17 protein-coding genes, 5 tRNA genes and 1 riboswitch are annotated in these 16889 nt (G+C 73.3%); of the genes, 16 read left to right on the top strand and 6 right to left on the bottom strand.

The genetic code is table 11. The annotated features are described in order from the left end of the window. The first annotated feature begins 56 nt into the window (after nucleotides 1-56). Together ACFW22_RS22220 and ACFW22_RS22215 are read left to right on the top strand one after the other, a co-directional pair. On the top strand, nucleotides 57-854 hold the full coding sequence (locus ACFW22_RS22220; protein ID WP_386407351.1) for a DsbA family protein: 798 nt from the start codon (nucleotides 57-59) through the stop codon (nucleotides 852-854). Next, a complete protein-coding gene (locus ACFW22_RS22215; RefSeq protein WP_386407348.1) occupies nucleotides 851-1684 on the top strand; it encodes a cytochrome c biogenesis CcdA family protein in 834 nt (277 codons plus the stop codon). The genes ACFW22_RS22220 and ACFW22_RS22215 overlap by 4 nt, the downstream gene beginning before the upstream one ends. A gap of 132 nt (nucleotides 1685-1816) precedes the next feature. Here ACFW22_RS22215 and ACFW22_RS22210 read toward each other — a convergent pair. The 3 genes from ACFW22_RS22210 to ACFW22_RS22200 form a co-directional block, all read right to left on the bottom strand. After that, nucleotides 1817-1890 (bottom strand) — tRNA-Phe (locus tag ACFW22_RS22210). A 54-nt stretch (nucleotides 1891-1944) separates the two neighbouring features. Then, nucleotides 1945-2018 (bottom strand) — tRNA-Asp (locus tag ACFW22_RS22205). Nucleotides 2019-2057: 39 nt separating this feature from the next. Next, nucleotides 2058-2130, bottom strand: a tRNA-Glu gene (locus ACFW22_RS22200). A gap of 127 nt (nucleotides 2131-2257) precedes the next feature. On the opposite strand from ACFW22_RS22200, the gene ACFW22_RS22195 reads away from it, so the two are divergent. The 5 genes from ACFW22_RS22195 (at nucleotide 2258) to ACFW22_RS22175 (ending at nucleotide 6305) form a co-directional block, all read left to right on the top strand. Beyond that, nucleotides 2258-2608, top strand: coding sequence for a metallopeptidase family protein (locus ACFW22_RS22195; protein ID WP_386407345.1), 351 nt, complete (start codon nucleotides 2258-2260; stop codon nucleotides 2606-2608). Nucleotides 2609-2828: 220 nt separating this feature from the next. After that, nucleotides 2829-3431 carry a hypothetical protein gene (locus ACFW22_RS22190; protein ID WP_386407342.1) on the top strand — a complete coding sequence of 201 codons (603 nt, stop codon included), beginning with the start codon at nucleotides 2829-2831 and terminating at the stop codon, nucleotides 3429-3431. 198 nt (nucleotides 3432-3629) lie between these two features. Beyond that, entirely contained in the window at nucleotides 3630-5630 is a 2001-nt protein-coding gene (locus tag ACFW22_RS22185; RefSeq protein ID WP_386407339.1) for a DEAD/DEAH box helicase, read from the top strand. A gap of 207 nt (nucleotides 5631-5837) precedes the next feature. Further along, nucleotides 5838-5910, top strand: a tRNA-Lys gene (locus tag ACFW22_RS22180). 161 nt (nucleotides 5911-6071) lie between these two features. After that, the gene (locus tag ACFW22_RS22175) at nucleotides 6072-6305 is read left to right on the top strand and encodes a hypothetical protein (RefSeq protein ID WP_386407336.1); all 234 of its coding nucleotides are present in this window, start codon (nucleotides 6072-6074) and stop codon (nucleotides 6303-6305) included. A gap of 127 nt (nucleotides 6306-6432) precedes the next feature. Here the strand turns inward: ACFW22_RS22175 and ACFW22_RS22170 are convergent, their stop codons facing one another. Both ACFW22_RS22170 and ACFW22_RS22165 read right to left on the bottom strand, forming a co-directional pair. Further along, nucleotides 6433-6645 (bottom strand): DUF4287 domain-containing protein, encoded by a 213-nt coding sequence (locus ACFW22_RS22170; RefSeq protein ID WP_386407333.1) that lies wholly within the window; start codon nucleotides 6643-6645, stop codon nucleotides 6433-6435. A gap of 69 nt (nucleotides 6646-6714) precedes the next feature. Next, entirely contained in the window at nucleotides 6715-7368 is a 654-nt protein-coding gene (locus ACFW22_RS22165) for a DUF998 domain-containing protein (RefSeq protein ID WP_386407330.1), read from the bottom strand. A gap of 277 nt (nucleotides 7369-7645) precedes the next feature. Between ACFW22_RS22165 and ACFW22_RS22160 the strand changes: the two genes are divergently transcribed. Further along, nucleotides 7646-9010: a diacylglycerol/lipid kinase family protein gene (locus ACFW22_RS22160; protein ID WP_386407327.1), complete on the top strand. Its 1365-nt coding sequence runs from the start codon at nucleotides 7646-7648 to the stop codon at nucleotides 9008-9010. 57 nt (nucleotides 9011-9067) lie between these two features. Continuing rightward, a complete protein-coding gene (locus ACFW22_RS22155; protein WP_386407324.1) occupies nucleotides 9068-9649 on the top strand; it encodes a phosphatase PAP2 family protein in 582 nt (193 codons plus the stop codon). Nucleotides 9650-9673: 24 nt separating this feature from the next. Here the strand turns inward: ACFW22_RS22155 and ACFW22_RS22150 are convergent, their stop codons facing one another. Then, nucleotides 9674-10642, bottom strand: a complete 969-nt coding sequence (locus ACFW22_RS22150; protein ID WP_386407321.1) for a sigma-70 family RNA polymerase sigma factor — start codon at nucleotides 10640-10642, stop codon at nucleotides 9674-9676. A 194-nt stretch (nucleotides 10643-10836) separates the two neighbouring features. Between ACFW22_RS22150 and ACFW22_RS22145 the strand changes: the two genes are divergently transcribed. The 7 genes from ACFW22_RS22145 to ACFW22_RS22115 all read left to right on the top strand — a co-directional run bounded on the left by ACFW22_RS22145 (nucleotide 10837) and on the right by ACFW22_RS22115 (nucleotide 16502). Further along, complete coding sequence (locus tag ACFW22_RS22145) at nucleotides 10837-11331, top strand: rhodanese-like domain-containing protein (RefSeq protein ID WP_386407318.1); 495 nt, start codon at nucleotides 10837-10839, stop codon at nucleotides 11329-11331. Nucleotides 11332-11385: 54 nt separating this feature from the next. After that, a tRNA-Met gene (locus ACFW22_RS22140) sits at nucleotides 11386-11459 on the top strand. Nucleotides 11460-11560: 101 nt separating this feature from the next. Then, nucleotides 11561-12304 carry a MerR family transcriptional regulator gene (locus ACFW22_RS22135; RefSeq protein ID WP_386407315.1) on the top strand — a complete coding sequence of 248 codons (744 nt, stop codon included), beginning with the start codon at nucleotides 11561-11563 and terminating at the stop codon, nucleotides 12302-12304. Between the two features lie 167 nt (nucleotides 12305-12471). Beyond that, nucleotides 12472-12834, top strand: a complete 363-nt coding sequence (locus tag ACFW22_RS22130; protein WP_386407312.1) for a hypothetical protein — start codon at nucleotides 12472-12474, stop codon at nucleotides 12832-12834. Nucleotides 12835-12900: 66 nt separating this feature from the next. Then, nucleotides 12901-13956 carry a PLP-dependent cysteine synthase family protein gene (locus ACFW22_RS22125; RefSeq protein ID WP_386407309.1) on the top strand — a complete coding sequence of 352 codons (1056 nt, stop codon included), beginning with the start codon at nucleotides 12901-12903 and terminating at the stop codon, nucleotides 13954-13956. After that, on the top strand, nucleotides 13953-15182 hold the full coding sequence (locus ACFW22_RS22120; protein WP_386407306.1) for an MFS transporter: 1230 nt from the start codon (nucleotides 13953-13955) through the stop codon (nucleotides 15180-15182). The genes ACFW22_RS22125 and ACFW22_RS22120 overlap by 4 nt, the downstream gene beginning before the upstream one ends. Nucleotides 15183-15290: 108 nt before the next feature. Beyond that, nucleotides 15291-16502: a PP2C family protein-serine/threonine phosphatase gene (locus tag ACFW22_RS22115; RefSeq protein WP_386407303.1), complete on the top strand. Its 1212-nt coding sequence runs from the start codon at nucleotides 15291-15293 to the stop codon at nucleotides 16500-16502. Between the two features lie 212 nt (nucleotides 16503-16714). Beyond that, nucleotides 16715-16879, top strand: a riboswitch (cyclic di-AMP (ydaO/yuaA leader). The last annotated feature ends 10 nt before the right edge of the window (nucleotides 16880-16889 follow it).

The raw sequence follows: 16889 nt of genomic DNA, 5'->3' as shown, positions 1-16889 counted from the left end.
CGACCCCTGCCGTCGTCCTCGTCCTTCCTCCCTTCCGTGTCCAGGAGCGCTTCCGCATGTCCACCTCCACGTCCAAGCCGATCGCCGTCGTCACCGGAGTGGCGGTCGCCGCCGTGCTGCTCGGCGTCGCCTCCTACACCGCCACCAAGCCCTCTTCCCCCGGGGCGCAGGGCTCCTCGACCGTCGCCGAGGTCTCCGCCGACCCGGCCGCCGGCACCTACCCCGAGCTGGCGGCGTACGCCCGCCGCGACCCGGCCGACGGCCTCGCCCTCGGGCGCGCCGACGCCCCCGTCGTCCTGATCGAGTACGCCGACTTCAAGTGCGGCTACTGCGGACAGTTCGCCCGGGAGACCGAACCCGTCCTGGTGGAGAAGTACGTCGAGAACGGCACCCTGCGCATCGAGTGGCGGAACTTCCCGATCTTCGGCGAGGAGTCGGAGGCCGTCGCCCGTGCCGCCTGGGCCGCCGGGCAGCAGGGCCGGTTCTGGCAGTTCCACGCCGCCGCCTACGCGAAGGGCGCCAAGGAGAAGGGGTACGGCAAGGACCGGCTCGTCGCCCTCGCCCAGGAGGCCGGCGTTCCCGACGCGGCCAGGTTCGCCGAGGACGCCGACGGCACGGCGGCCCGCGAGGCGGTCGGCAAGGACCAGGCGGAGGGGTACGAGCTCGGCGCCGCCTCCACCCCGTCCTTCCTGATCAACGGCCGCCCGATCGCCGGTGCCCAGCCCCTGGAGACCTTCACCGAGGCCATCGAAGCGGCGGCCGAGGCGGCCACGTCGGCGAAGGCCCCGGGGTCCCCGGGGGCCGAGGGGTCCCCGGCGGCCGAGGGGGCCGCCCCCTCCGGGGCCGTCCGATGACCTCCGGCATCGGTTACTTCGCCGCCTTCCTCGGCGGACTGCTCGCCCTGCTCAGTCCGTGCAGCGCCCTGCTCCTGCCCGCCTTCTTCGCGTACTCGATCGACACGCGGGCGAAGTTGGTGGCCAGGACGGGCATCCTCTACGCCGGGCTGGCCACCACCCTCGTCCCGCTCGGCGCGGCAGGTTCCCTCGCGGGCCGGTTCTTCTACGGCCACCGGGAGCTGCTCGTCACCGCCGGCGGTTGGCTGATCGTCGGGCTCGGCGTCCTCCAGATCCTCGGCCTGGGCTTCACCTCCCGCCGGATCGCCGAGGCGAGCGGCCGCATCCGGCCGACGTCCGCCCTCTCCGTCTACGCCCTCGGCTTGGTCTACGGCCTCGCCGGCTTCTGCGCGGGGCCGATCCTCGGCAGCGTCCTGACGGTGGCGGCGCTGAGCGGCAGCCCGGCGTACGGCGGGCTGTTGCTCGCCGCGTACGCGCTCGGCATGGCGGTCCCGCTGTTCGTCCTGGCGCTGCTCTGGGAGCGCTACGACCTGGGGCGGCGGCGCTGGCTCCGCGGGCGCCCGATCCGGGTCGGGCGCTTCGAGGCGCATTCCACTTCGGTGCTCTCGGGCCTGTTCTTCGTCGCCCTGGGCGCGCTCTTCCTGGTGTTCGACGGCACGACGGCCCTGCCGGGCCTGCTGACGGTGGAGGAGTCCTTCGCCGTGGAGGAGCGGGTCGGCGCGTGGGGGCGCTCGGTTCCCGACGGGGCGCTGCTCCTCGCGGTCGTGGCCACCGTGGCGGTGGTGCTCGCGGTGCGCGGCCGGAAGGGCCGACGGGGCGGCAAGGCCTGAGGAGTGCGGGGAAGGGACACGCACGCCCCTTCCCCGCAGCGCGGTTTCCCGAGGCCGCGGCTTCCCGGCACTACGGTTTCCCGACGGGCACACGAAGAAGGCCCCGTTCTTTCGAACGGGGCCTTCTTTTTGTGGCTGGGGCCGGGGTCGAACCGGCGACCTATCGCTTTTCAGGCGATCGCTCGTACCAACTGAGCTACCCAGCCGGGGCTGTCCCCCCTGCTCGAAGAGCGAGGAGACGAAGCCATTTCTGGCCTCAGCGATCCTGACGGGACTTGAACCCGCGACCTCCACCTTGACAGGGTGGCGAGCTAACCAACTGCTCCACAGGACCTTGCAATGTGCGAGCACTAGTCTCGCACACGTTAATGCGTGCCCCCAACGGGATTCGAACCCGTGCTACCGCCTTGAAAGGGCGGCGTCCTGGGCCACTAGACGATGAGGGCTAAAGGCCCGCCTGGGCGCTTCGCAGCGCCTCGGGGACGTGAGAAGCATATGGGATGGCGGCCGGTATCGCCAAAACGGTTTCCCCTCCCCCGTGGGAGGCGCCTCCGGGCGGGGGAGAATGGGCGCGTGCTGGAGATGATGCGCGAGGAGTTCGAGGAGCTCGTCGCTGAGGCCCTGGACCGGATTCCGCCGGAGCTGACGCGACTGATGGACAACGTCGCCGTGTTCGTGGAGGACGAGCCCTCCCCGGACGACCCCGAGCTGCTCGGCCTCTACGAGGGGACGCCGCTGACCGAGCGCGGCGAGTGGTACGCCGGCGTGCTGCCGGACCGGATCACGATCTACCGGGGGCCGACGCTGCGGATGTGCGAGTCGCGCGAGGACGTGGTCGCGGAGACCGAGATCACGGTGGTTCACGAGATCGCCCACCACTTCGGCATCGACGACGAACGGCTGCACGCGCTCGGCTACGGCTGAGTCGGGGCGCCCGGCGGGACCGGGTGGAGCGGTTGCCGCCGGGGACGGAGCGGCCCTGCGGGGCCGTGTCCCTTGCGGGGTCGGGGGAGTTGGGCAGTGCGACGCGTTCCGTTCCTGCCCGCTGTCTCCTGGAGGTGCCCCCGTGCGCCATTTGCCCGCCCCGGTGAAATGGGCTGCCACCGCGCTGGCCGTCGCGGCCTGTGCCGGTCTGAGTGGCTGTATGAGTGTGAGCGACGAGGGGGCGAAGCCGGCGCCCGGTGTGTCCGGCGGGACGAAGGGCGTGGCGGCGGAGGTCGACGGGGGCGGCGGGCTCCAGGGCGGCGGCGGTTCCTGGGGCGGCCGGTCGGAGCGGAGCGGACCGACCGCGGCCGGAGAGGGCAGCGAGTCCCCGGTGCCGAGCGGCTCGCCGTCGGGCACGGCGGAGCCCTCGCCCGGCGAGGTGCTGCCGGTGGAAGGTCCCGGGGAGTCCGGAGGCCCGTCCACGGCGCATCCGACGCCCGACGACCGTGACACCGCGGGCGGCGGGTCCGACGGCGACGGCGACGGCGGGGCCAGCGCGGGCGGTGGCGGCGGTGCCGGCGGCGCGGACGCCGGGGGGTCGGGCGGCGGGCCCGCGCCGACGGCCGCGCCCACCACTCCGAAGCCCACCCCGACGCCGGAGCCGACCTCGAACCCCACCCCGGAGCCGACGCCGGAGCCGACCTCGAACCCCACCGAGGCGCCGACGGCCGGCACCGATGCCCAGATGGGTGCGATGTGGGCGGCGGGCGAGTCGGGCACGTCCGCGGAGCCGGAGGCATCCCCGCAGGTCGAGCCGGCGTGACGGAGTCCGATTTGCCACGGGTGGGGGAGGGTGCGTATGGTGGTAGATCGCTTGATCCCATTGCCCGGCGCCGACACAGAAGAGCGCCGCGTGGCGCGTACTCTCCCTAGCCGTGGCTGACCGCATTGAGGCGGTCGATTTGCGAAAACACGGAGTTGACGGGCGCGTGCCGAGACTCCGGAAGGTTTCGCATTTCGCATGTCCATTTTCAGTTCTGACCACGCCGTCATGCCCGAGAACGACGAGATCGTCGAGGCCGTCGAGGCCACCGAAACCGTCGTGACCGAGGCCGACGACACCGTCGTCGAGGGCTCCTCCGACGAGGCCGTCGAGGCCGCCGAGCCCACCATGACCTTCGGCGACCTGGGTCTGCCCGAGGGCGTCGTGCGCAAGCTCGCGCAGAACGGCGTCACCACCCCCTTCCCCATCCAGGCCGCGACCATCCCGGACGCCCTGGCCGGCAAGGACATCCTCGGCCGCGGCCGCACCGGCTCCGGCAAGACCCTCTCCTTCGGTCTTCCGCTGCTCGCCACCCTCGCGGACGGCCGCACCGAGAAGAAGAAGCCCCGCGGCGTCATCCTCACCCCGACCCGTGAGCTCGCGATGCAGGTCGCGGACGCCCTCCAGCCCTACGGCGACGTGCTCGGCCTGAAGATGAAGGTCGTCTGCGGCGGTACGTCCATGGGCAACCAGATCTACGCCCTGGAGCGCGGCGTCGACATCCTCGTCGCCACTCCGGGTCGCCTGCGCGACATCATCAACCGCGGCGCCTGCTCCCTGGAGGACGTCCGGATCGCCGTCCTCGACGAGGCCGACCAGATGGCCGACCTGGGCTTCCTGCCCGAGGTCACCGAGCTGCTCGACCAGGTTCCCGAGGGCGGTCAGCGCCTCCTCTTCTCCGCCACCCTGGAGAACGAGATCGACACCCTGGTGAAGCGCTACCTGGTGAACCCGGTCACCCACGAGGTCGACCCGTCCGCCGGTGCCGTCACGACGATGACCCACCACGTCCTCGTCGTGAAGCCGAAGGACAAGGCCCCGGTCACCGCAGCCATCGCCGCGCGCAAGGGCCGCACCATCATCTTCGTCCGCACCCAGCTGGGCGCTGACCGCATCGCCGAGCAGCTGCGCGAGGCCGGTGTGAAGGCCGACGCCCTGCACGGCGGCATGACCCAGGGCGCCCGTACGCGCACCCTGGCCGACTTCAAGGACGGCTACGTCAACGCGCTCGTCGCGACCGACGTCGCCGCCCGCGGCATCCACGTCGACGGCATCGACCTGGTCCTGAACGTGGACCCGGCCGGTGACCACAAGGACTACCTGCACCGCTCGGGCCGCACCGCCCGCGCCGGTCGTTCCGGCGTCGTGGTCTCCCTGGCGCTGCCGCACCAGCGCCGCCAGATCTTCCGCCTGATGGAGGACGCGGGCGTCGACGCCTCGCGCCACATCGTCGGCGGGGCCGGCGCCTTCGACCCCGAGGTCGCCGAGATCACCGGCGCCCGCTCGCTGACCGAGGTCCAGGCGGACTCCGCGAACAACCTCGCCAAGCAGGCCGAGCGCGAGGTCGTCGACCTGACCAAGCAGCTGGAGCGCCTCCAGCGCCGCGCCGTCGAGCTCCGCGAGGAGGCCGACCGCCTGGTGGCCCGCGCCGCCCGTGAGCGCGGCGAGGACCCGGACGCCGCGGTGGCCGAGGTGACCGAGGCCGCCGAGGCCGAGGTCGCCGCCGCTGCGGTCGAGGCCGAGCGCGCCGCCCGCGCCGAGGAGCGCCGCGAGGAGCGTCCGACCTTCCGCGACGAGCGGGGCAACTTCGAGCGCCGCGACCGCGGTGACCGCGGTGGGAACCACCGCGATGACCGCGGCGGCTTCCGCGGTGGTGACCGCGGTGGTGACCGTGGTGGGTTCCGCCGTGATGACCGTCCGTCGGGTGGGTTCCGTCGCGATGACCGTCCGTCGGGTGGCTTCAACCGCGACGACCGCGGCGGCCGTTCCTTCGACCGTCGTGACGACCGCCCCTCCGGCGGCCACCGCGGCAGCGACCGCCCCTTCAACCGCGACCGTCGTGACGACCGCCCCTCCGGCGGCCACCGCTCGGGCGGCGACCGCCCGTACGGCCGTCGTGACGACCACCGCGGCGCCGGTTCCACCGGCGGCTCCTTCGGCCGCCGCGACGACAAGCCGCGCTGGAAGCGCAACGGCTGACATCGCGTAGTACGACGGGGCAGGGCCCGTACGAACACCAGGTGTTCGTACGGGCCCTGCCCCGTTTCCCCGCGCGCCCCGACCCGGACCGCACGCGGTCGAACCGCCCCGGCAGACCGGCGGGTCACCCGCCACGACGGCCCGTGTCGGATACCCGGTCGGTTCCCGGGCCCTCTCGGGCTATGCTGCTCGGGTGTGCTTGTCCACGGGCCGTTAGCTCAATTGGCAGAGCAGTGGACTTTTAATCCATTGGTTGTGGGTTCGAGTCCCACACGGCCTACACGAGGTGGGGGAGGGGAAACCCTTCGACCTGCCGAGGAGCGCCCCACCCGGTTGCGACCGGGTGGGGCGCTCCGGGGGCGTGCGGGAGTGCTGCGTGAGCGGACGGGGCCGGGTGCCCCGGGAAGGGGCTCGGTCGTCAGGAGAGGAAGGGTGTGCGCCGTGGCCGCACTCGTCTCTTTCCTGAAGGTCTCTGAGGACGGAGCGCTGGTCCGCTACCGGTTCGGGGACGATCCGGACGCATGCACGCGGTACCTGACCGTGAACAAGGAGTCCCGCAGGTCGTCGCCCGACGACGGCCGCACGGACTACGCGTTCGTCAAGGCGTCCCGGAGGATCAGCGCGCTGCGCGAGGAACGCGGCGTGTGGCCGGACCGGGGCATGAGCGCGAGCTGACCGGCCCGCCGGGCCGGTGGCGCGGCTTCCTGACGGTCCGTCCGAGGCGGACGCGGGACATCCTCCGGTCTGCCGGGGAGCGCCCCTCGCGTCGCGTGGGCGGGGCGCGCTGGCGCTCCCCGCCCGATCACTTCTCCTTGCGCTCCGCGAGGGTGTGGGCGACGAGGGCGTTGGCGTGGCCGTGGCCGAGGCCGTGCTCCGCCTTCAGCCAGTTCACGAGCTCCATGTGTCGGGTGAGCGGGGACGTGCGGATGGCGTCCTGCCAATCGGCGATCGGGCGGCCGTACTTCTTCTCGATGGAGGGGAAGTAGCTGGCGGGGCCCTTCACTGCGTCGGCCACGGGGCTTCCTCGCTTCCTGTGCGGTGGGTCTCGGTCGGGTGGGAGGGGGCTCGGAGGGTGGTGCGGCGGCTAGGAGGGGGTGTGGGCGGTGCCCAGCCGCACCAGTACGGCGGTCAGCCACAGCAGGCCGAGGCCGGCGCCCGTGGTGAAGGCGAGCACGGAGGCCGCGGAGGCCGTGAAACCGGCGAGCACGACGACCGGTGCGAGACGCGAGGCCACGGCCCAGCCCCGGTGGCCCCGGGCGGCGAGCGGGCGGGCCAGGACCAGGAACGCGGCGCACAGGGCGAGGTAGCCGACCGTTCCGGCGACCATGTGGGCGGCGCCGTGCCCGCTCATCGTCAGCGGGTCCGGGGAGCCCTCGGGGAAGCCCGCCCCCGCGTCTGCCGGGAAGGCCGCGGCGGCCCAGAAGGAGGTGCCGAAGACGCCGAGCAGTACCGGGCCCCAGGTGTTGCCGGGGCCGCCGTGCAGGGTTCGGCGCAGACCGGTGGCGCCCGCGAGCAACAGCGTTCCGGTGAGCAGGAAGTTGACCGTCTGGATCCAGCCGGACTGGCCGAGGGCGAGCTGGCTGAGGGCGTTGCGGGTGAAGTCGAATCCGTCCCGGGCCAGCCCCTGGGCCGCTCCCAGCAGGAGGAACGACGGTCCTGCCACGGCCGCACCGGTCAGCGCGGTGCGGTGCGCCGGCCGGGTCGCGGGCGGGGCGGGAGCGGTGAGTGCCTGGGCCATGGGGCCTTCCTCCGATCGTGTGGTGTCGCAGTCATGACCGGGGCGGGGCGGAGGATTCGTCGCCCCCGTGGTGTGATCCGGGTCACGTGGGGTGGGGAGGGGGGTTCGTACGGGGAACGTCGTTCCGGTAGGGGTTCCGTCCTTCGGAGAACTGCGCCCGGTGTTCCTCCGTCTTGTCCTCCGGGCGGTCCTTCCGTCCTTCCGTCGGGCGGGTCCGTCCGGGGGCGGTTCGCAGGAGCGTGCGCAAGCGTGGACGCGGAGTGTGGAGGTGGGGCCGGTGTCGGCCAGTGGTTCCGGTGATCCGGCGGGGGAGGCCCGGCGGTTGGCCCGTTGGGCGCTGCTCGCCACGGGGGCCGCGGTCGCGGCGCTGCTGACCGCCCTCGGCGGCGGAATGCTCATCCTGTTGAGCGGGGTCGCGGGGCTCGCGGCCTCGGCCGTGGGGCTCTGGTGGTTCCTCGCGTACCGGGGGCCGCAGCGGGTGGCCGGGGCACTGCTCGCGGTGGCCGCGCCGCTCGTGACCCTGGTCCTGTTCGTGGTCGGGGGCGTCTGGGGGAACGCGCTCGTGGCGCTCGCGCTGTGGGCCGTGGCGCTGTACTGCGCGCGGGCCGCGCTGCGCCGTCCCGAGGAGGGACGGGCCGTACGGGGGGCGGTTGCCCCGGTCACCAGGCCGCGGAAGCCCGTACTGATCATGAACCCGAAGTCCGGCGGGGGGAAGGTCGCCCGCTTCCGACTCGTCGAGCGTGCGGAGCGGCTGGGCGCTCGGGTGGTCCTGCTCGACCCGTCCCGGCCGGCCGACGTCGCCGAGATCGCCCGGAAGGCCGTGGCCGAGGGCGCCGATCTCCTGGGGGTGGCCGGCGGCGACGGCACGCAGGCCCTGGTGGCCGAGGTCGCCGCCGAGCACGGCCTGCCGTTCCTGGTCGTCTCGGCCGGCACCCGCAACCACTTCGCCCTCGACCTGGGGCTCGACCGGGCCGACCCGTCCCGCTGTCTCGACGCCCTGGTCGACGGGGAGGAGCTCCTGGTCGACCTGGGGTCGGTCGCCGGGCGGCCCTTCGTCAACACCGTCTCCTTCGGGGTGTACGCGGACGTCGTCCAGCACCCCGAGTACCGCGAGGCGAAGGCCGGCACCGCGCTCGACGTCCTGCCCGACCTGCTGCAGGGAGGGGAGGGCGGGCGTCTGGACGCGACCGCCGATGCCACCCCGCTCACCGGTCAGCAGGCGATCCTCGTGAGCAACAACCCGTATGCGGCGCCCGATCCGTTCGGCTCGGTCGCCGCCCGCCGGACCCGGCTCGACGGGGGTGCGCTCGGGGTGATCGGCATCCGGGTGGACGGTGCCGCGCAAGCCGCCGAACTGGCGGTGCTGGGGACCCAGGCGGCCGGCCTGAACGTCCTGACGGCCCGTAGGGTGGTGGTCGGGAACGGTTCCGGGGAGGTCATCCCCGTCGCCGTGGACGGCGAGGCGCTGACCCTGCCCACGCCCGTCGTGTGCACCCTCCGTCCGCGGGCGCTGCGGGTCCGGGTGCCGCGCGACCGGCCGGGGGCGCCCCCGCCCCCGCCGCCGCTCGACTGGCGGCGCTTGGTCCGACTGGCCTTCGACGGGCCCGTCCCGGGGGCCGGGTCGCGTGCGGCGACCCGGTGAACCCCCGTACCCCTCACCCCCCCGTACCCCCTACCCCCTGCACCTGAGGAGCGGCGCATGACGGACGACTCGACGAACGGGACCCTCCGGGCGGTGCTGCACGACGTCCGGGCCGTTGACGGCGCCGTGTACGCCGCGGTGGCCGCCACGTCCACCCCCACGCTCGACACGGCGTTCCGCCGGCTCTCCACGGCCGCCGACCACTCCAAGATCTCGTTCACCGTCGCCGCTGCACTGGCCCTGGTGCCCGGTCGGCCGCGGCGGGCCGCGCTCGCCGGGGTCGGGGCGATCGCGGTGGCCTCGGCCTCGGCGAACCTGCTGGGCAAGCGGTTGGTGCGGAGGTCGAGGCCGGACCGGGAGGCCGCCCGGGTGGTGGTGGGCCGGCACGTCCCCATGCCGGCCTCGGCCTCGTTCCCGTCCGGGCACACGGCGTCGGCGGTGGCCTTCGCGACCGCCGTGGGCTCGGTGCTGCCGGCCGCCACGGTGCCCCTCGCGGCCCTGGCGTGGGCCGTGGGCTACTCCCGCGTCCACACCGGTGTGCACTATCCGGGGGACGTCGCCGCCGGTGCCCTCCTGGGCGTCGCGAGCGCGGGGGTGTCCCTGGCCGCCACGACCTGGCGGGCGGCCAGGGAGAAGTGACCTCCGTCGGGTCGTGGCGGAGCTTCAGTACGTCGCGCGGGCCAGGTCCTCCTCGGTGAAGCCGAGCGCGGCGATCCGCTCCGGGTCGGCCAGGACGTGCAGGTGGACGATGCGGTCCTCGACGATGGTGAAGGCCATGAGCGCCCCCGGGCGCCCGTCGGTGACGGAGAGGACCGCGGGCTGACCGTTGGCCACGACCCGCAGCGACCCCCTGCGGAACTTCGCGTAGGTGAGGGCCTGCGCGATGACGGCCTCGGCGCCCCGCACGACCTTGGAGGCCGCCGCGAGGGTCATGCCGCCGTCCGCGCGCAGCACCACGTTCGGGTCGAGGACGGCGAGCAGGCCTTCGAAGTCGCCGCCGTTCGCCGCGGCGAGGAAGGCGTCGGCGATCTCCCGCTGGCGGCGTGCGTCCGGGCCGGGGGCCGGGGCGGCGTCCTGCACCCGGCGCCGGGCGCGGCTGGCGAGCTGGCGGGTCGCGGCCGGAGCGCGGTCCACGATCTTCGCGATCTCGTCGAAGGGGACGGCGAACATGTCGTGCAGGACGAAGGCGAGTCGTTCCGCCGGTGCCAGGGTGTCCAGGACGACGAGGAGCGCGAGCCCGACGGATTCGGTCAGCTCGGCCGTGTGCTCGGGGTCGGTGGTGTCGGCCACCCGGACGACCGGGTCGGGGACGTAGTGCTCCAGCGGCTCCTCGCGGCGCGAGCCGCGTGAGCGCAGCATGTCCAGGCAGACCCGGCCGGTGACCGTGGTCAGCCAACCGCTGAGGTTCTGCACCCCGCTGACGTCGCTGCGGTTGAGCTTGAACCAGGTCTCCTGGACGGCGTCCTCGGCCTCGGCGAGCGAACCCAGCATCCGGTAGGCGACCGCCCGCAGGTGGCCGCGGTCGGCGTCGAAGCGTCGGGCCAGGAGCTCCCGGTCGGTGCGCGTGCCGCCGTCCTGGAGGTGGTTCCTGTCGTGGTCCACTCGTCGATCTCCCCGTTCGAGTCCCGTCATGCCCTGATGACGGTTGGCATCCCGTCGATGTGACACCCGTGCCGGCACCGGTCCGCGTGGCGGAGGGGCCCGGCGGCCCGCTGGGTGAGATCCCCGGCATCCTGTGCCAAGTGCCGGGGATTTCACGGCAATGCATCCTCAGTGCCGTGGATCTGCACTTCAGTGCCGCGTCCTTCGTTCGTAGATTGATCACCATGACGACGACAACGACACGGGTCAACCCCGTGCTCCGCACCCCGCCCGCCCCTCCCGCCGCCGCGGTCGCGCACTTCTCCGCGAGCCTGGCCTTCCACGCCGACGTCTCCGACGTGGCCTCCGCGCTCGACACCGCCGCCGCCGAGGGCGTCGACCCGGGCTTCGTGGTCCTCGACTCCCGCTCGACCGCCTCCTGGGACCAGGGGCACGTTCCCGGCGCGGTCCACCTGCCGACCGCGCTCATCGCCGAGCGGGCCGAGCAACTGCTCGACCGGTCCGTGCCGGTCGTCACCTACTGCTGGGGCCCGGGGTGCAACGGCGCCACGCGCGCCGCGCTGGCCCTCGCCGAGCAGGGCTTCCTGGTGAAGGAGATGCTGGGCGGCTTCGAGTACTGGGTGCGCGAGGGCTTCGCGTACGAGACCTGGGAGGGGGACGCCCGGAAGGCGGCCGACCCCCTGACGGCGCCGCTCGAATCCGAGGACTGCGGCTGCTGACGGGAAACCGATTTCGTGATTGCCCCGGTCATGCCGTAGAGTCAGGTTCACCGACGCGGGGTGGAGCAGCTCGGTAGCTCGCTGGGCTCATAACCCAGAGGTCGCAGGTTCAAATCCTGTCCCCGCTACTGAAGGACGAAGGCCCGGATCCATGAGGATCCGGGCCTTCGTCGTGTCGTGCCGCCTTCCGCTTGACCTTGACGCTACGTCAAGATCTAGCGTTCTCGGCATGGAGTGGTCGATCCAGGAGATCGCCAAGAAGGCCGGTACCACCAGCCGCACCCTCCGGCACTACGGGGAGCGCGGACTGCTGGAACCGAGCCGGATCGGTGCGAACGGTTACCGGTACTACGACCAGGCGGCGCTCGTCCGGCTGCAGCGGATCCTGCTGCTGCGCGAGCTCGGGCTCTCGCTGCCCGCCATCGCCGAGGTCCTCGCAGGGCAGCGGGACGCCTCCGCCGCCCTGCGCACCCACCTCGCCCTGCTGGAACAGGAACGCGAGCGCATCGGACGCCAGATCGCGTCGGTGCGGACCACTCTGGAGAAGACCGAGAAGGGAGAAGAGCTCATGGCCGACGAAGTGTTCGACGGCTTCGACCACACGACGTACGAGGAGGAGGTCACCGAGCGCTGGGGGAGCGAGGCGTACGCGGAGGGCGACCGCTGGTGGCGCTCGCTCGACGCCGGGCAGAAGAAGGCGTTCGTGGCGGAGCAGGCCGACATCGCCCGCGACTTCGGGCGGGCGGCGCGGGCCGGTCTCGCCGCCGACGGCGAGGAGGTGCAGGCCATCGTGCGGCGCCAGGTCGCATGGCTGTCGAAGACCGCGACGCCGAGCAAGGAGTATCTGATCGGACTCGGCCAGATGTACGTCGACGACCCGCGCTTCACCGCCCACTACGACAAGCACGGGGAGGGCGCCGCGCTCCTGGTCCGGGACGCGATGACCGTCTATGCGGAGCGGCACCCGGACTGATCCGCTGCCCACGGCGTGCGGAACCCCCGGGGAACGGCAGCCCGCAGCCCGCGGGACCCCGGTGATCCGCTGCCCGAAGTAAACGGTGGCCAAAACCGTGCCCGCCTCTTTGTGGGCGCGCGATGCCCCACCGTAGTCTCACGCGCACCATGAGTGACGACGGGTGCATGAGGGACCTGAGCCGGCGGGCGCCCGCCGTGCTCGTCCTGCTTGCGCTCCTCGCGCTCCTCGTCGGCGTCTGCCACGGCTCCCACGGGCACGGGCTGCCGACCTCCGCCCCGGCCACCGTCTTCGCCCCCGTCTCCCCGCACGGTTGTGAGCGCTCCGGTGACCCGTGGTCCCTCGACGCGCCCCTGCCCGCGCAGGGTGCGGCCTCCCAGCTCGCCGCGCCCGACGCCGGCGGCGCCACGGCCCGGTCGTACGCGGCGGACCTCCGCACCGACCCCCGCGCGCGCTGCGTCCGGGGCAGGGCGGGACCCGGCCCCGAGCCGGGCCTTCTGCTGATCGCCCTCGGAGTGGACCGGAACTGAACCGGGTCCCGCACCCGCGTGACCAGGTTCCCTTCCGCGTACCCACCAGCAAGGACGTACCCCGCCATGAGCGCACCACGGACCGGCTCCCCGCTGTCCACCGCCCCGCTGCCCACCGCCCCGGCCCACGTCCAGACCGTCGGGAACACCCCCGTCCTGTGGACGGACGACGGCTACTGGGCCAAGCTCGAAGGCTTCAACTTCGGCGGCATCAAGGACCGCGCCGCCCTCTACATGGTCGAGCAGGCCCGTCGCCGCGGGGAGTTGCGGCCGGGCGCCCCGATCGTCGAATCCTCCTCCGGGACCCTCGGCCTCGGTCTGGCCCTCGCGGGCGTGCTCCACGGCCACCCCGTGCACATCGTCACGGACCCCGGTCTCGAACCGATCGTCGAGCGGATGCTCGTCGCCCACGGCGCCCGGGTCCACCTGGTGCGCGAGCCGCGCCCGCGGGGCGGTTGGCAGCAGGCCCGGATGGACCGGGTCGCCGAGCTGCTGCAGGGCCTCGACGGCGCCTGGTGGCCCGACCAGTACGGGAACCCCGACAACCCCGATGCGTACGCGGGGCTCGCCGCCGAGCTGTCCGCGCAACTGGACCGGATCGACGTCCTGGTCTGCGCGGTCGGCACCGGGGGCCATTCGGCCGGGATCGCCCGGGCCCTGCGCGCCACCAGCAGTCCGGCCCTGGAGCTGGTCGGCGTGGACTCCGTGAACTCCACCGTCTTCGGGCTGCCGGCCGGGGAGCGGTTGATGCGTGGCCTCGGTTCCTCCATCCACCCGGCCAACGTGGACCACGGGGCCTTCGACGAGGTCCACTGGGTGGGTCCGGCGGAGGCGGTGCGGGCGGCCCGCCGCCTGGCCTCCCGCCAGTTCGCGACGGGAGGCTGGAGCGTGGGGGCGGTCGCGCTGGTCGCCGGATGGCTGGCCCGCACCAGGCCGCGCGGGACCCGGATCGCGGCGGTCTTCCCGGACGGGCCGCAGCGGTACTTCGACACCGTCTTCAACGACGAGTTCTGCGCGGCGCACGGCCTCCTCGACGGGTCCGTGCGGGAGGAGCCGGCCGGGTACGTCCACGGCGAGACCGTCAGCGGCTGGACCCGCCGGGACCTGGGGAGGGCCCGGTGACCACGGCGACCGCGCCCGCCAAGGGCGGCATCTGGAGGCAGACCCGCAGCTTCGACCCGGCCGTGCGGCTGCTCTTCCTCAACCAGCTGACCATCAATCTGGGCTTCTACATGCTCATGCCGTACCTGGCCGCGCACCTGGCGGACGGGCTCGGGATGGCCGCCTGGGCCGTCGGCCTCGTCCTCGGCGCCCGGAACCTCTCCCAGCAGGGCATGTTCCTCGTCGGCGGGGCGCTCGCCGACCGGCTCGGCTTCAAACCGCTGATCGTGGCCGGCTGTGCGCTGCGGACGGTCGGCTTCGGGGCGCTCGCCCTCGCACAGTCGCTGCCGTGGCTGATCGCCGCCTCGCTCGCCACGGGACTGGCGGGCGCGCTGTTCAACCCGGCGGTGCGGGCCTGCCTCGCGGCGGAGGCGGGGGAGGAGCGACGGGTGGAGGCCTTCGCGCTGTTCAACGCCTACTACCAGGCGGGCATCCTGCTCGGGCCGCTCGTCGGGGTGGCCCTGACGGGGGTGTCGTTCCGGCTGACGTGCGTGGTGGCGGCGGTGCTGTTCGCCGGGCTGACCCTGGTCCAGCTGCGGCACCTGCCCGTGCGGACCGCCTCCGGTGCCGCCGGGGAGGGGGAGCGGGGGCAGTTCCGCACCGTGCTCGCGCACCGCACCTTCTGGCTCTTCTCGCTGGCCATGACCGGCTCGTACGTGCTGTCCTTCCAGGTCTACCTGGCGCTGCCGCTCGCCGCGGGCGGTAGGGCGACGACGACCGCGCTGTTCGTGGTCTCGGCGCTCGTCGCACTCGTCGGGCAGTTGAGGATCACGGCCTGGTGCCGGCGCCGCCTCAGCCGGGAGCGGTGCCTGGTCCTCGGACTCGGTCTGATGGGCAGTGCCTTCCTGCTCCCGGCCGCCCTGGGCCGGGGCGTGGCGGGGCTGCTGCTGTGCGCGGCGGTGCTGGCCGTTGCGAACGCGGTGCTCTACCCGTACGAGATGGACACCGTCGTCGCCCTGGCCAGGGGCCGCTGGGTCGCCACCCATTACGGGCTCTACAACACGGTGTGCGGGATCGGCATCACCCTGGGGAACCTGGGGACGGGCGCGCTGTTGGACGTCACCGGGTGGTCGGCGGTGCCGTGGCTCGCGCTGTGCGGGGTCGGTCTGGTGTGTGCGGCGGCGATGGCCCTGCTGGCCCGGGGCGGGCGGCTCGCCGAGGGGGTCGCCGTCCCGGCGTCGGGCTGACGCCGTCCACCGGTCGGCCGCCCGGGAGTCGCCGCCGCGCGGGACGGCGGCGACCCTGGGAGGGCGCGGTGCGGACCGCGGCCGGTCGGACCGGGCAGGAGAGCACAGGTGGGGCACCCCGTGGGAGCGGCGCGCGGAGCACGGCGGCGCGACGAGGCCCGTCCGGCGTACGGCGGGGTGCGGCGGTTCCTCCGCACCCTGCCCCCGCTGGTCATCGTGGGCGGTGTCGTCTTCGACCTGCTGACACCGCCCGCGTACACGGCGGCGCCGCTCTTCTCCGCCGCCCCGCTGATCGCCGCGCCCTTCTTCTCGACGCTGACCAGTCTGCTCACCGGCATCGCCGCGGTGCTGGCCTCCATCGGACTGCACGTCTACAACGGCACCTCCTTCGACATCCCGCCCCTCACCGAGACCCTGACCGTGGTCACCGTCTCCGTGCTCGCCCTGCTCATCAACCGGGTCGTGCGCCGCAGCGGCGAGCGGCTCGCCTCGGCGCGGGTGATCGCCGCCGCGGCGCAGAAGGCCGTGTTGCCGACGCCCGCCGAGCGGATCGGCGGGCTGCAGTGCGCGGCGCGGTACGAGGCGGCGCAGGCCGATGCGTTCATCGGCGGGGACCTGTTCGCCGTGCAGGACACCCCGCACGGGGTGCGGCTGGTGGTCGGGGACGTGCGGGGCAAGGGGATGGACGCGGTCGAGGCGGTCGCCGTCATCGTGGGGGCCTTCCGGGAGGCGGCCGAGCAGGAGCGGTCCCTGGAGGGGGTGGCGCAGCGGCTGGAGCGGGCACTGGCGCGGGAGGGCACCCGCCGGGACGAGCTCGACGCGGTCGAGGGGTTCACGACCGCGGTGCTGGCCGAGGTCCCGCACGCCGGCGGGAGCGGGACCTTCGACGGCTTCGTCCGGGTCGTCAACCGCGGGCACCCGCCGCCGCTGCTGTTGTACGGGGACGGGCGACTGGCCCCCCTGGAGCCGGACGAGGCCGCGCTACCGCTGGGCATGGGTGAGTTGGGTGCGTGGCCGGACCGGGCGCAGGCCCTGCCGTTCCCACCGGGTGCGACGCTGCTCTTCTCCACTGACGGCCTCTCGGAGGCCCGGAACGGGCAGGGCGTCTTCTACGATCCGGCGGCCCGGCTCGCCGGGCGGATCTTCCCGGGGCCGGAGGAACTGCTCGATGCCCTCGTGGACGACGTGCGCCTCCACACGGGTGGCGGTGCGACGGACGACATGGCGTTGCTCGCGGTGAGCCGGCCGGCGAGCGGGCAGCCGGAGCGGCGCCGGACGATGCCGGTCGTGCCGCCGACCGGCTCCGGTCACCAGGGGTAGTCGAGGGGTGTCACTGCGATAACAATTGACACAACGTCAGATTTTGAAGGTTTCGCCCTTCGTGCCCCTGGCCTTGTTGAGTGGGGGTCAAATCGCCTCATAGCGTGCTAATTCAATGAATGATCAAGGGGAACGGCTTGGAATCGGGAGGCCCTGTCTATTAACGTTCGATAACGCAGTGCGGTCGTCCCAGCCGTCGCAAGAGGCGGCACCGTGCGCATGCGCCGAATCCTGAAAAGGAACCGGGGAACCACCACTTGGGGTGAATCGGGCCCCTTCGCACGCGTGCGAACCACGCACCCGCGCGAGCGAGCCCGTAGGAGACCTTCCTGCTCCGAACCCGTCAGCTAACCCGGTAGGCGAGGAGGAAGGAAAGGAGCGCGCCCC

Origin of the sequence: Streptomyces sp. NPDC058872 (assembly GCF_042743065.1) — a bacterium.
Lineage (GTDB): Bacteria > Actinomycetota > Actinomycetes > Streptomycetales > Streptomycetaceae > Streptomyces.
Note: the sequence above shows the minus strand (reverse complement) of the source record. Positions and strands in the feature narration are given on the sequence as shown.

Coding starts and splice junctions, on each gene's coding strand:
- ACFW22_RS22150 (WP_386407321.1), bottom strand. CDS start 10,642: ATGACGGGACTCGAACGGGGAGATCGACGAGTGGACCACGACAGGAAC.
- ACFW22_RS22190 (WP_386407342.1), top strand. CDS start 2,829: ATGAGTGTGAGCGACGAGGGGGCGAAGCCGGCGCCCGGTGTGTCCGGC.
- ACFW22_RS22220 (WP_386407351.1), top strand. CDS start 57: ATGTCCACCTCCACGTCCAAGCCGATCGCCGTCGTCACCGGAGTGGCG.
- ACFW22_RS22155 (WP_386407324.1), top strand. CDS start 9,068: ATGACGGACGACTCGACGAACGGGACCCTCCGGGCGGTGCTGCACGAC.
- ACFW22_RS22185 (WP_386407339.1), top strand. CDS start 3,630: ATGTCCATTTTCAGTTCTGACCACGCCGTCATGCCCGAGAACGACGAG.
- ACFW22_RS22215 (WP_386407348.1), top strand. CDS start 851: ATGACCTCCGGCATCGGTTACTTCGCCGCCTTCCTCGGCGGACTGCTC.
- ACFW22_RS22125 (WP_386407309.1), top strand. CDS start 12,901: ATGAGCGCACCACGGACCGGCTCCCCGCTGTCCACCGCCCCGCTGCCC.
- ACFW22_RS22165 (WP_386407330.1), bottom strand. CDS start 7,368: ATGGCCCAGGCACTCACCGCTCCCGCCCCGCCCGCGACCCGGCCGGCG.
- ACFW22_RS22130 (WP_386407312.1), top strand. CDS start 12,472: ATGAGGGACCTGAGCCGGCGGGCGCCCGCCGTGCTCGTCCTGCTTGCG.
- ACFW22_RS22135 (WP_386407315.1), top strand. CDS start 11,561: ATGGAGTGGTCGATCCAGGAGATCGCCAAGAAGGCCGGTACCACCAGC.
- ACFW22_RS22145 (WP_386407318.1), top strand. CDS start 10,837: ATGACGACGACAACGACACGGGTCAACCCCGTGCTCCGCACCCCGCCC.